The 11,820-nt window shown below is 63.0% G+C and carries 13 protein-coding genes; 7 read left to right on the top strand and 6 right to left on the bottom strand.

Features of this window, described 5'->3' with window-relative positions; translation table 11 throughout:
- The first annotated feature begins 215 nt into the window (after nt 1–215).
- Nucleotides 216–857, top strand: a complete 642-nt coding sequence (locus tag ABRA89_RS09985) for a hypothetical protein (RefSeq protein ID WP_349941316.1) — start codon at nt 216–218, stop codon at nt 855–857.
- Between the two features lie 29 nt (nt 858–886).
- On the opposite strand, the gene ABRA89_RS09980 is transcribed toward ABRA89_RS09985, so the two are convergent.
- The gene (locus ABRA89_RS09980; RefSeq protein ID WP_349941315.1) at nt 887–1,327 is read right to left on the bottom strand and encodes a Fur family transcriptional regulator; all 441 of its coding nucleotides are present in this window, start codon (nt 1,325–1,327) and stop codon (nt 887–889) included.
- Between the two features lie 215 nt (nt 1,328–1,542).
- Here ABRA89_RS09980 and ABRA89_RS09975 point away from each other — a divergent pair, with 215 nt between their 5' ends.
- From ABRA89_RS09975 to ABRA89_RS09955, 5 genes are all read left to right on the top strand, one after another.
- Nucleotides 1,543–2,445, top strand: coding sequence for a metal ABC transporter substrate-binding protein (locus ABRA89_RS09975; protein WP_349941314.1), 903 nt, complete (start codon nt 1,543–1,545; stop codon nt 2,443–2,445).
- The gene (locus ABRA89_RS09970) at nt 2,430–3,326 is read left to right on the top strand and encodes a manganese/iron ABC transporter ATP-binding protein (RefSeq protein ID WP_349941313.1); all 897 of its coding nucleotides are present in this window, start codon (nt 2,430–2,432) and stop codon (nt 3,324–3,326) included. Before ABRA89_RS09975 ends, ABRA89_RS09970 begins: the two co-directional genes overlap by 16 nt.
- The gene (locus ABRA89_RS09965; protein WP_349941312.1) at nt 3,323–4,207 is read left to right on the top strand and encodes a metal ABC transporter permease; all 885 of its coding nucleotides are present in this window, start codon (nt 3,323–3,325) and stop codon (nt 4,205–4,207) included. The genes ABRA89_RS09970 and ABRA89_RS09965 overlap by 4 nt, the downstream gene beginning before the upstream one ends.
- A 5-nt stretch (nt 4,208–4,212) precedes the next feature.
- Nucleotides 4,213–5,085, top strand: a complete 873-nt coding sequence (locus ABRA89_RS09960; protein WP_349941450.1) for a metal ABC transporter permease — start codon at nt 4,213–4,215, stop codon at nt 5,083–5,085.
- A 157-nt stretch (nt 5,086–5,242) separates the two neighbouring features.
- Nucleotides 5,243–6,376, top strand: coding sequence for a carboxylate-amine ligase (locus tag ABRA89_RS09955; RefSeq protein ID WP_349941311.1), 1,134 nt, complete (start codon nt 5,243–5,245; stop codon nt 6,374–6,376).
- A gap of 41 nt (nt 6,377–6,417) precedes the next feature.
- Here the strand turns inward: ABRA89_RS09955 and ABRA89_RS09950 are convergent, their stop codons facing one another.
- Genes ABRA89_RS09950 through ABRA89_RS09930 form a run of 5 tightly spaced genes read right to left on the bottom strand, consistent with a single transcriptional unit; the run spans nt 6,418 to nt 10,342 of the window.
- Nucleotides 6,418–7,089 (bottom strand): LutC/YkgG family protein, encoded by a 672-nt coding sequence (locus ABRA89_RS09950; protein WP_349941310.1) that lies wholly within the window; start codon nt 7,087–7,089, stop codon nt 6,418–6,420.
- Nucleotides 7,086–8,537 carry a LutB/LldF family L-lactate oxidation iron-sulfur protein gene (locus ABRA89_RS09945; RefSeq protein ID WP_349941309.1) on the bottom strand — a complete coding sequence of 484 codons (1,452 nt, stop codon included), beginning with the start codon at nt 8,535–8,537 and terminating at the stop codon, nt 7,086–7,088. The genes ABRA89_RS09950 and ABRA89_RS09945 overlap by 4 nt, the downstream gene beginning before the upstream one ends.
- A gap of 13 nt (nt 8,538–8,550) precedes the next feature.
- A complete protein-coding gene (locus ABRA89_RS09940; protein WP_349941308.1) occupies nt 8,551–9,015 on the bottom strand; it encodes a DUF29 domain-containing protein in 465 nt (154 codons plus the stop codon).
- Nucleotides 9,012–9,551 carry an O-acetyl-ADP-ribose deacetylase gene (locus tag ABRA89_RS09935; protein WP_349941307.1) on the bottom strand — a complete coding sequence of 180 codons (540 nt, stop codon included), beginning with the start codon at nt 9,549–9,551 and terminating at the stop codon, nt 9,012–9,014. Before ABRA89_RS09935 ends, ABRA89_RS09940 begins: the two co-directional genes overlap by 4 nt.
- Complete coding sequence (locus ABRA89_RS09930; protein WP_349941306.1) at nt 9,548–10,342, bottom strand: (Fe-S)-binding protein; 795 nt, start codon at nt 10,340–10,342, stop codon at nt 9,548–9,550. Before ABRA89_RS09930 ends, ABRA89_RS09935 begins: the two co-directional genes overlap by 4 nt.
- Before the next feature lie 150 nt (nt 10,343–10,492).
- Here ABRA89_RS09930 and ABRA89_RS09925 point away from each other — a divergent pair, with 150 nt between their 5' ends.
- Nucleotides 10,493–11,773, top strand: a complete 1,281-nt coding sequence (locus ABRA89_RS09925) for a DUF3422 family protein (protein WP_349941305.1) — start codon at nt 10,493–10,495, stop codon at nt 11,771–11,773.
- Nucleotides 11,774–11,820 lie beyond the last annotated feature (47 nt).

Raw genomic sequence — 11,820 nt, 5'->3', positions numbered from 1 at the left:
AGAGGCGCAATGAATAGCCTGTTGGTAAGACGAGCGCGGCATGACCGCAAGCCGAAGACGGTTGTCCACAGCCGTCTCATGCCGAGGTGTGAGCAGCGATAAAATCAACCATTTACGGTTATTACGCTACGTAATACCATGCGCCGGGGTGACGGGCGCTGTTGACCGGCCAGCGGTGCGGGACGGACAGCGCCCAAGGCGATGGAGCCTCGACGATGGCAGGTAAAGGTTCGAAGGGCGTGAAGCGCACGACGGCGTCGCCCGTTTTGCCGGTTCTCATCCTTGCAACGTATCTCTTCACGCCTTTGCGGGCGCTTTCACAAGCAGCCGGTGAAGGAGCGGAGAGTGAGCCGCGAGCAAGCAGATCATTGGGCGAATGGTGCTGTTCGCCGCCGGAAGGCGACAGTCCAAATGTGATCTTCGTCTATGTGATTATCGCGATCATCATCGTCGCGACCCTTTGGCTCGGGACGCTGATCGAAAAGGCGCTCCGCAATTCACCGGAATGGTCCCTGGCGAAGGCGCTGTCGGAAACCGCGTTGGTTCCGGTATTCGACGACAAGGGCAGACCCGTCCAAAATGGCGATCAGCCGGTCCTGAAGAACGAATACCAGTTGAGCACCAGTCGGCTCATCGCCTTCACGGGCTCTTTCTTCATTCTGATGCTGTTCATCGGTTTCGGTCTGATAACGATGTACTGGTTCGCCTTCCACAATGTACCTGATCAAATCGACAAGGTCGTGTGGTTTATGTTCAGCGGTATAACACTGTTCGTTCCCTATGCGATCAACCGGCTGACGGGATGGCGAAACAAGGTTCGGATCAAGGAAGGATCGGTTTCGTCCTCCGGCAAGTAGACGCCGTGTGCGCCGGTCAGAGCGCCGTCTTATCCCGGCTTCTTCTTCCGCGCTTCAATGATCGTCACGCAGCGAATTACCTCGTAGCCGCGATCCGCTGCGATCGCCTCATAGCGGGCGGTGAGGGCGCCGTCCTCGAATTCGACAATCGAGCCGTCGTCGAGGTCGACGATGTGACCGTGATCCTCGCTGTCGCAGAGTTCGTAGCGCGCCGGGGAGTTTTCCAGTGAAAGCTTGCGGATGAGGCCGAGCTCTTCGAGGACGCTGAGGGTGCGGTAGACCGTCGCGAAAGAGATGGTCGAATCGAGTTCCCGCGCCTTGCCGGTGATCTCCTCGGCGGTCGGATGGTCCTCGGCGCCCGACAGCGTGCGCATGATCGCGACGCGCTGATTGGTCACGCGCAGGCCGGCATCGCGCAGGAGCTCCGCGAATGTGTCGGATGTCTCGTGAGTCTCAGGGCCGCGCGTCATGGGGCGATGTAATCCGGATTTCGGGGCAAGCGCAAATACGCGTTCGAAGCGTGCGGGACGGCGTCGGAACGCGGGCACCTCCGGCCATCGCCTGCTGTATCCTTGACTTAATGAGAATGATTTGCAAATGCATATTGAGGAATTGAGCGCCGAGACGGCAGCCTTGGTGCGTCTCGCCAAAAGCGCTCCGTATTGAACAGGGAGTTCGCCTGCCCATGGTGATGCCGCGATGGATTCCGCTTCTCGTCGCCACCAGCGCGTTCGTCGCGCTTGTGGCGCCGGCGAACGCACAGGATGGCGAAAAGCTGAAGGCCGTCACCACCTTCACGGTGATCGCCGACATGGCGAAGAACGTTGCCGGCGATGCCGCAAGCGTCACCTCGATCACAAAGCCAGGCTCGGAGATCCACAACTATCAGCCGACGCCAGGCGATCTCGTCGGGACGATGGACGCCGACTTGATCCTCGCCAACGGGCTCGGACTGGAGCGCTGGTTCGAGCGCTTTCTCGCCAATCTCGGCGACATCCCGACGGTGACCGTCTCCGACGGCGTCGAGCCCCTGGGGATCACCGAAGGCCCCTATGACGGCAAGCCGAATCCCCATGCCTGGATGTCGCTCGAGGCGGCGAAGACCTATGTCGACAACATCGCCGAGGGTTTTGCGGCCGAAGACCCGAAGAATGCCGAGACCTATCGGTCGAATGCTTCGGCCTACAAGGACAAGCTCGAAGCCGCCATCAACCCGATCCGCGAGGAGATCGCCGCGATCCCCGAGGACAAGCGCTGGCTCGCGACGAGCGAGGGCGCATTCACCTACCTCGCCCGCGATTACGGCCTGAAGGAGCTTTATCTCTGGCCGATCAATGCCGATCAGCAGGGAACGCCGCAGCAGGTGCGCAAGGTGATCGACACGATAGGCGCCGAGAACGTGCCCTGCATCTTCTCTGAATCGACGGTCTCGCCAAAGCCCGCCGAGCAGGTCGCGCGGGAGACCGGGGCGCGTTACGGTGGCGTCCTCTACGTCGACTCCCTGAGCGAAGAAGATGGCCCCGTGCCCACGTATATCGATCTCATCCGTGTCACCAGCGAGACGATTGCCGCATGCTTGACCGAGTGAGCGCCCGCGAAACCGATATCCACGCCGTGGAACAGCCGGCTGGCCTTCGCGTCACGAATGCCTCCGTCACCTACCGCAACGGGCTGACGGCCCTGAAATCGGCGAGCTTTGCCGTGCCGCACGGCTCGATCGCCGCGCTGGTCGGCGTCAACGGCTCCGGCAAGTCGACGCTCTTCAAGGCGATCATGGGCTTCGCGCCGTTGTCGGAAGGCACGATCGAGATTCTGGGCGGCAGCGTTTCGGATGCGCTCAAGGCCAACCAGGTCGCCTACGTGCCACAGAGCGAGGAGGTCGACTGGAACTTCCCGGTCCTCGTCGAGGACGTCGTGATGATGGGCCGCTACGGGAAGATGGGCTTCTTCCGCCGGCCCTCGAAGGCCGATCGGCAGGCGGTGAGCGACGCGTTGGAACGGGTCGCGATGACGGACTATCGCTCGAGGCAGATCGGCGAACTCTCCGGGGGCCAGAAGAAGCGGGTCTTCCTCGCCCGTGCGCTGGCGCAGGATGGGCGGGTGATCCTGCTCGATGAGCCCTTCACCGGCGTCGACGTCGGCACCGAGGACGCGATCGTGAAACTCCTCAAGGAACTCGCCGCCGAGGGGCGGGTGATGCTGGTCTCCACCCACAATCTCGGCTCGGTGCCGGAGTTCTGCGATTATACGGTGCTCCTGAAGCGCACGGTGCTGGCCAGCGGTCCGACAGTCGACGTCTTTACAAAAACGAATCTGGAGAAAGCGTTCGGCGGCGTGTTGCGCCATTTCGATCTTTCCGATCGTTCAAGCGCCGGGGCGACCGGCATCCTGACCGACGACGAGCGGCCCTTCGTCGTCTATCCGGACGCCGAGATCGGCGAGCCCGAGCCGGATGGGGAGGGCCGATGAGCCTGCTCCTTGATCCCTTCACCTATGGCTACATGGTCAACGCCATGGCCGTGAGCGGCCTTGTCGGCGCGACCTGCGCGTTTCTCTCGGCCTATCTCATGCTGAAGGGCTGGTCGCTGATCGGCGATGCGCTTTCCCACGCGATCGTGCCAGGGGTCGCCGGCGCCTACATGATCGGGCTACCCTTCGCCTTCGGGGCGTTTCTTTCTGGCGGGCTCGCGGCTGCGGCGATGCTGTTCCTCAACCAGCGCACCAAGCTGAAGGAGGACGCGATTATCGGGCTGATCTTCACCTCCTTCTTCGGCCTTGGTCTCTTCATGGTTTCGCTCTCGCCGACCTCGGTCGACGTCCAGACCATCGTTCTCGGCAACGTGCTGGCGATCACGCCCGCCGACACCTGGCAGCTTCTCATCATTTCCGGCGTCACGCTCACCGTCCTCTCGGCGAAGTGGAAGGACATGCTTGCAACCTTCTTCGACGAGAACCATGCCCGCACGGTGGGCATTCAAGTGACCGCGATGAAGGTCGTCTTCTTCGCGCTGCTGGCTGCCTCAACAGTGGCCGCATTGCAGACGGTCGGGGCGTTCCTCGTCATCGCCATGGTCGTGACGCCCGGCGCGACGGCCTACCTCCTCACGGACCGGTTTCAGCGGTTGATCTTCATTGCCGTCGCGATCGGGGCAGGGACGAGCGTCGTCGGTGCCTATGTCAGCTTCTTCGTCAACGGCGCGACCGGCGGCGTCATCATCTGCCTTCAGACGCTGATCTTCCTGACTGCCTTCGTCTTCGCGCCCAAGCATGGCCGTCTTGCTGCCCGGCGCAAGCGGCGTGCGGGGCTCGCCAATGAGGCGGGCGCTCTTGCGAGCGAGGGCCGGGCATGATCGGCATGCTCTTCGAAAACCCGTTGATGCCCTTCAGCTTTCCCTTCATGCGCGAGGCGATGCTGATCGCTGTCCTCGTCGCGGTGCCGACGGCGCTGCTCTCCTGCTTTCTCGTGCTTAAAGGCTGGTCTCTGATGGGGGACGCGATCTCCCATGCCGTGCTGCCGGGCATCGTTCTCGCCTACATCTTCTCCCTGCCGCTTGCCCTAGGGGCTTTTGCCGCCGGCATGGTCTGCGCCGGGGCGACCGGCTATCTCGCGGAGAACAGCCGGGTAAAGGAGGATACGGTGATGGGCATCGTCTTCTCCGGCATGTTTGGCTTCGGCTTGGTGCTCTACACCAAGATCGAGTCCGAGGTTCACCTCGACCACATTCTCTTCGGCGATATGCTGGGCATCCTGCCCTTCGACCTATGGCAGGCCGCCGTGATCGCGGTGGGAACCAGCCTGATCGTCCTCGTCAAATGGCGCGATCTCCTGCTCCACACCTTCGACCCGATGCACGCCCGCGCGATCGGCCTGCCGGTGCGGCTTATCCACTACGGCCTGCTGACCGTGCTTTCCCTCACCATCGTCGCAGCGCTGAAGGCGACCGGTATCATCCTGACGATCGCGCTACTCATCGCGCCCGGCGCGATCGGCTTTCTCCTCGTGCGGCGCTTTTCGGCGATGCTCGTTACGGCGGTGGCGATCTCCGTCGGCTGCTCGCTGTTCGGTGTCTATGCGAGCTTCTTCCTCGACAGCGCCCCGGCGCCGACGATCGTCCTTTCCATGACGGCCGTGTTCGTCGTTGCTTTCACAATTCGCACCATCCGACCGGAACGGGGCCGCCGCAGCGCCGTGCGCGAATCCTCGCGAGCGTCCGTTCCCGGCGGGTGAGCTCAAGCGCCTGAAAACGCACCGCTCTTGCCTTTCATCCTGTGAACACGCAAGACTGGCAAAGATTATCCGATCCGGCAGAACCAACGGCCCGCAGAGGCTGCCTGCCGCGTGATCGGATTGCCGACGGCCGTGACGGCGGGGAGGGTTCGAGACCATGCGGGAGGACCCGCCGAGCTTTTCGCTCGGTATCGAGGAAGAGTATCTTCTCGTCGACTGCGACACGCTCGATCTCGCCTCGGTGCCGGATGCGGTGTTTTCCGAGTGCGAAAATGAACTCGGCGAGCAGGTCACCCAGGAATTCCTGAAATGCCAGCTGGAGATCGGTACGCGCGTCTGCGAAACTGTCGCAGAAGCGCGAGAGGATCTCGGCCGTCTGCGGCGCACGGTGAAGACGGTTGCCGGGCGCTACGGCCTCGCTCCGCTTGCCGTCTCGACACATCCCTTTGCAAAATGGGACGATCAGCGCCTCACCGACAAGGAGCGCTATCGCGGGCTGGAGGAGGATCTCGCCGCCGTCGCCCGCCGTATGCTGATCTGCGGCACGCATTTCCACGTTGGAATCGAGGACGACGATCTCAGGATCGATCTCCTCAGCCAGTTCTCCTATTTCCTGCCGCATCTTCTGGCACTATCGACCTCCTCGCCTTTCTGGCAGGGACACGAAACGGGGCTGAAATCCTATCGCCTCACCGTCTTCGACAACCTGCCCCGCACCGGCCTGCCACCGAGCTTCAACAGCTGGGCGGACTATCAGCGCTCGGCCCAGATCATCATCAATACGGGGATGATCGAGGACTGCAGCAAGATATGGTGGGACGTGAGACCCTCGGCGAACTTTCCGACGCTGGAATCGCGTATCTGCGACGTGATGCCGAAGATGGAGGATACGCTCGCAGTCGCCGCGCTCACCCAGTCGCTCTTCCGAATGCTCTATTCGCTGCGCACGAAGAATATGGCCTGGCGCTGCTACGACCGGTTTCTCGTCCAGGAAAACCGCTGGCGCGCCCAGCGCTACGGCATGGCGGAAGGATTGATCGATTTCGGCATCGGCGAGGTGGTGCCCTTCGCCGATCTCGCCGAAGAACTGATCGAACTGGTGCGGCCTCATGCCGAGGAACTCGGCTGTTTAGGCGAGGTCGAGCGCATCCGCACGATCGCCGCCGAGGGAACGAGCGCCGACCGCCAGGCTCGGCTCTTCGAAAAGCTGAAAAGCGAGGGGGCGAGCGAAGACGAGGCGATCCGCGGCGTCGTCTCCGCCCTCATCGAAGAGTTCGGCGAAGGGCTTTGAGGCAACGGATGATCGTAATGGGCCCTATCGGCGCCGTGGCATCATCCGAGGATCACGATATGCAGCGCCTTTGGCCCATGGGCGCCGAGGAGGAGGGTCTGCTCGATGTCGGCGGAGCGAGACGGGCCTGTGATGGTGTTGATCGTGCGCGGGATCGGGTCGCCCCATTTTGTCCGGAGTGCGCCGAAGGCGTCCTCCATTCCGCCTTCGATGCTCGACGCGTCGAGGACGACGATGTGGTTTTCGGGTAGGAAATTGAGGCTCGTCGGATTGGCGGGGCCGGAGGTGAGGACGAGCGTTCCTGTTTCCGCGATGCCGGCTTCGGCGTGGGAGAGGGAGTTGAGGTCGTCGCCTTCGCTCGGGCCATTGGTGACTTCGACGGAGGTGGCCGAAAAATCGAGGTTCGCGAAGCGGGTGTCCGAACCCCTGCGGATGGTGGCCGGCAGGTTGCGGTCGCGCAGGTAACGGGCCACTTCCTCCGGCAGGTCTTCGATGGTGGCGAGGCGTTTCACCGTCGCGTCGGCGGTCTCCGCCATCTTGATAAAGAGATCGACGCGCTCGGCGGGCTTAAGCTGGCCGCGATTGGGGATGACGCCGCGCGGGCTACCGGCGAGGCGTTCCTCGACGGCGTTCCACCGCGCCGCATCGTCACTGCTCGCGCCATTGGCGCGGCGGATGCGCTCAAGGATCGCGTCCTTCGCGGTGAGGCTCAATGCATGGTCTCCGATCTCGCAGGCTTTTCGTCGCGGCCGTTCGCCTGTCTGTAGGCCTGCATGAAGGTGCGGCCCTCGGGGGCCGGCAGATCGCGATACTGCGTCCATCCCCCGGCGAGGGGAAGGGTTTTGAATCGCCGCTTTCGCCCGCCCAGCAGCTTCAGCGTGGGCATCGCGAGGGAAACGGCTACGCGATAGAGCTTCGGCCGGCGCGCGAAGAAGGCCCAGATGCCGAGCCCCGTGCGAGCGGGCTTCGGCTGAAGGTGCTTTTCGTATTCCTGCTCGCGCCAGTGCCGCATCATCTTCGGCAGCGGGATGTGCATTGGGCAGACTTCTTCGCAGCGCCCGCAGAAGGTGGATGCATTGGGGAGGAGCTTGCCGTCCTCGACGCCGATCAGCGCCGGCGTCAGAACCGCGCCCATCGGGCCCGGATAAACCCAGCCGTAAGCATGGCCGCCGACCGCATGGTAGACCGGGCAGTGGTTCATGCAGGCCCCGCAGCGGATGCAGCGCAGCATGTCCTCGAACTCGGTGCCGAGCATGTTGGTGCGGCCGTTGTCGAGGAGGATGACGTGATATTCCTCCGGGCCGTCGGGGTCCTCCAAACGCTTGGGCCCGGTGGAAAACGTCGTGTAGACGCTCGCCTCCTGGCCGGTGGCCGAACGGCCGAGAACGCGCAGGATTTGCGAGGCATCGTTGAGGGTTGGCACCAGCTTCTCGATCGAGGCGAGCACCACGTGACACTTGCCGAGAAGCTGGGTGAGGTCGCCGTTGCCCTCGTTGGTGACGATGACCGATGTGCCGGTCTCGGCGATGAGGAAGTTCGCGCCGGTGACGCCGATATCGGCTTCGCCGTATCGCTTGCGCAGGACGCCGCGCGCTTCGGCGAGCAGCAGCTCAGGCGCGGTGAGATCGCGGCCCTCTTCTAGATCGGTGTGAAAGCGCCGGAAATCGGCCTCCACCTGATCGCGATTGGTATGGATCGCAGGCGCGATGATGTGGCTCGGATGCTCGCCGCGCAGCTGGATGATGTATTCGCCGAGATCGGTCTCGACCGGGGTGATGCCGTTCTCCTCGAGAAATCCGTTGAGTCCGATCTCCTCGGAGATCATCGTCTTGCCCTTGGTGACTGTTTTGGCGTTCCGCTTCCGCGCGATATCGAGGAAAATCTGCCGGGCATGTTCGGCATCCTCGGCGAAATGGACATGGCCGCCCGAAGCCTCGACCTTCGCGACATAGGCCTCGATGTAGAGATCGAGATGCTTCAGCGTGTGCTGCTTGATGGCGACCGAAGAGTCCCGCAGCGCATCGAACTCGGGGAGCTTGTCGACCGCCTTCTGCCGCTTGCCGATGAACCCCTTCTCGACATTCGCCAACGCTCGCTGAAGGTCCTTGTCGGCAAGGGCGGTAACGGTGTTCTGCCGGAACTGGGGAGAGGTGATCTGCATCTTTGGCCTTCGCTCACTCGGGCAGGAAGTCGCGGTCGCGGAGCTGGTCCAGCGTGTAGGGGCAGATTTCCGGGAAAGTCAGGATGGGCAGGCCGGTTTCCAACGAGGCGTCTGAGATTGCGTCTCCATAAACCTCCTCGACGATTTTCCAGCTGCGCGCAGCGAGGCTCTTGTTGCGAGCCTCGCGTCGTCTGATCTGTCTGCGGCTATTGTTGATTGTGAGCTGCCAGGACCGACTGCGCCGCTCAGGTTGGAATTGCCATTTCAACAGATGATAGATCAGCAGCGTGTAGCAGGACTCCAATGCATGAAGCTGCTCACTGCCCAAGCTTTCGATCTCCTCGGCAACATTTTCCCAATCGAGTCCTGTCGGCCGAAGCTGACGCAGGTGGCGACCCTGCTCGGATGCCCAGGAATAGATATCTTCCTCGTATCGAGCGCTGTTCTCGACTTGGCTCTGATCTTTCGCGAGACTCATCCATCGGCCTCCTCGTTGAGCGCTTCGGCGTAAACCGCTGTGTCGCCATCGGAAAAGCAGCATAGCACGATGCGGGCGAGGGGCGTGCGTTCGGCAGCCATGAGGCATTCGCGGGCTGCGATGCGGGCGGCCTGATCTTTCGGAAAGCCGTAGACGCCGGTGGAGATTGCCGGGAAGGCGATCGAGGCGAGATCGTACTTGTGCACCAGCGCGAAACTCTCTCGATAGGCACTGGCGAGGAGATCGTGCTCCCGGGCGTCGCCGCCGCGCCAGACCGGGCCGACCGTATGGATGACGTGTCTGGCGGGCAGGGCGTGGGCCTTGGTGATCCGGGCTTCGCCGGTGGGGCATCCGCCGATGGTGCGGCATTCTTCTAAAAGCTTCGGGCCGGCCGCGCGGTGAATCGCGCCGTCGACACCGCCGCCGCCGAGAAGGCTTTCGTTGGCGGCGTTGACGATCGCATCGACGTCGAGTGTCGTGATGTCACCCGTCAGAACCTCGATCGCGATGCCGTTCCGTTCGATCCGCGTGTTCATCTCTCGCCTCCGATCGGCGGCGCGTCGGTCATGCCGGCGAGGACTTCCGCGACATGGCGGACGGCTATCCTCGCATCCGTACGCTTCAGCTTGCCGTCCATGTTCATCAGGCAGCCGAGATCGCCGGCGAGAAGGGTCTCAGCTCCGGTCTCGGCGATCCTGTTCGCCTTCTTGGTGACCATCACGTTGGAGATGTTGGGATATTTCACGCAGAAGGTACCGCCGAAGCCGCAGCAGACATTGGCGTCGGGGAGTTCCTTCAGGGTGAGGCCGCTCACGCTTTTCAGAAGCTTGCGTGGCTGCTCGCATACGCCGAGTTCGCGCAGGCCTGCGCAGGCGTCGTGATAGGTGACCGTGCCGGTATGAGCCGCAGTCACCCCTTCGACACCGAGAACGTCGGTCAGGAAGCTCACGAGTTCGAACGTCTTCTCGCTCAAAGCTTCCGCGCGTGGGCCCCATGTCGGATCACCAGCAAAGAACTGCGGATAATGGGTCTTGATCATCGACCCGCAGGAGCCTGAGGGCGCGACCACGTATCCGAAACCCTCGAACGCCTCGATCACACCCTGGGCGATGGCTTGCGTGTCCTCGCGATCCCCGGAATTATAGGCCGGCTGGCCGCAGCAGGTCTGGGTTTCCGGCACGCTGACGGTGCAGCCGGCATCCTCCAAGAGCTTGATCGCGGCAAATCCGACGCTCGGCCGGAAAAGATCGACGAGACAGGTCACGAAGAGCGCAACGTCCGGTGCCTCGTCCGAGCGATGGCGGATATCGGGTGTAACGCGTGTCACGGGCTGCCTTTTTCAGCTGCGGGTCCGGGGAGCGTCGCACACCACCGGGTCGATTTGAATGTGGCCCGTTCGCGCAAAAAGCGCAAACGCGATGGACTTCGAGGGCGCTTTCAATCTATCGCATCCTGGTATGGGGAGGCGGAACGACACATGAGCGACAGGACGCTGCGACAGATGGGACGGGACCGGTTCCCGACCGATCCGAGACGCGCGACCGTGCTCGGCGAAATCCATGCGCGGCCCTTTCCGCTGATCAACCTTCCGCGCGTCATCGTGACCATCGCCTTCATGACCGAAGACGGCGGCGAAAGGGACCGGGCAGCGCTCTCCGAACTCTCGCGCCGGCAGGGTGTGCCGCCGCCTGCGGCCGACGCCCGCACGCATTCCCTCATCTTCGGTCGTGGCCGGTTGCGCTGGGAAAGCCACACGGAGTTCTCGACCTATTCCTGGGACGGCCCGCCGCCGGAGCGCTTCGGCGAGCCGGTGGAAGGCCATCCCTTCGGTGCCGAGTTCGACGCGCCGGGCCCCATGATCGCCGGCGTCCACCTGGAAATCCGCCCGAAGGACGACGAGAGCGAGACCGCGCTCGGCCAGTTCGACAAGACGAGCTTCTGCTATTCGGAGATGGAAGGCGGGCTCGCCTATGCCGCAACCGATTTCCGGCAGGATTCCGACGGCCTGACCCGCATGCTCGTTCTCAGCGACGGGCTGACGCCTGCCCGTGCCGGCGCGCTCGCCATGCGGCTGATCGATATCGAGGTCTATCGCACGCTCGCCCTTCTCGGCCTGCCTCTCGCCCACGATATCGGCCCGACTGTGCAGAGTCTTGAGGAACAGCTCGTCCACATCACCAACGAGATGAAGGGCGGCGCGGAGGACAGCCGTGGGCTTCTCCAGGAAATGACGCTCGCCGCTGCCGAAGTGGAGGCTGCTGCTGCGCGCGTTCTCTATCGTTTTGGCGCGAGCCGGGCCTATGACGATATCGTGCGGGAGCGCCTGTCTTCGGTGAGCGAGCAGCCGGTGCCGGGCTCGGAAAGCTGGAGCGCCTTCCTGCAGCGGCGAACCGCGCCCGCCATGCGCACCTGCCAGTCGATCGATCGCCGGCTCGCGACCCTTTCGGAAAAGCTGTCGCGGGCTGCGAACCTTCTTCGCACGCGGATCGATGTGGAGCTTGAGCACCAGAACCGCGACCTCCTCACTTCGATGGATAGGCGCGCGCGGCTGCAACTGCGCCTCCAGCAGACCGTCGAGGGCCTCTCGGTCGCGGCGATTGGCTATTACGTGGTCGGGCTCTTCGGATATCTGGCGAAAGCATTGGAAAAGGAAGGCTTTCCGGTCTCCTCCACCGTAATGACGGCGGCCTTCGTACCGGTCGCGCTTCTCGCCGTCTGGCTCGTCGTCCGACGCATTCGAAAGCACCACGACGATTAAGTCGATCGCATGGGGCTTGCGGTCGGCTTCCTGACCGGATGTGCTTG

Source organism: Fulvimarina thalattae (assembly GCF_040239565.1).
In the GTDB taxonomy this organism is placed as follows: domain Bacteria; phylum Pseudomonadota; class Alphaproteobacteria; order Rhizobiales; family Rhizobiaceae; genus Fulvimarina.
Note: the sequence above shows the minus strand (reverse complement) of the source record. Positions and strands in the feature narration are given on the sequence as shown.

Coding starts and splice junctions, on each gene's coding strand:
- ABRA89_RS09985 (WP_349941316.1), top strand. CDS start 216: ATGGCAGGTAAAGGTTCGAAGGGCGTGAAGCGCACGACGGCGTCGCCC.
- ABRA89_RS09980 (WP_349941315.1), bottom strand. CDS start 1,327: ATGACGCGCGGCCCTGAGACTCACGAGACATCCGACACATTCGCGGAG.
- ABRA89_RS09975 (WP_349941314.1), top strand. CDS start 1,543: ATGGTGATGCCGCGATGGATTCCGCTTCTCGTCGCCACCAGCGCGTTC.
- ABRA89_RS09970 (WP_349941313.1), top strand. CDS start 2,430: ATGCTTGACCGAGTGAGCGCCCGCGAAACCGATATCCACGCCGTGGAA.
- ABRA89_RS09965 (WP_349941312.1), top strand. CDS start 3,323: ATGAGCCTGCTCCTTGATCCCTTCACCTATGGCTACATGGTCAACGCC.
- ABRA89_RS09960 (WP_349941450.1), top strand. CDS start 4,213: ATGCTCTTCGAAAACCCGTTGATGCCCTTCAGCTTTCCCTTCATGCGC.
- ABRA89_RS09955 (WP_349941311.1), top strand. CDS start 5,243: ATGCGGGAGGACCCGCCGAGCTTTTCGCTCGGTATCGAGGAAGAGTAT.
- ABRA89_RS09945 (WP_349941309.1), bottom strand. CDS start 8,537: ATGCAGATCACCTCTCCCCAGTTCCGGCAGAACACCGTTACCGCCCTT.
- ABRA89_RS09940 (WP_349941308.1), bottom strand. CDS start 9,015: ATGAGTCTCGCGAAAGATCAGAGCCAAGTCGAGAACAGCGCTCGATAC.
- ABRA89_RS09935 (WP_349941307.1), bottom strand. CDS start 9,551: ATGAACACGCGGATCGAACGGAACGGCATCGCGATCGAGGTTCTGACG.
- ABRA89_RS09925 (WP_349941305.1), top strand. CDS start 10,493: ATGAGCGACAGGACGCTGCGACAGATGGGACGGGACCGGTTCCCGACC.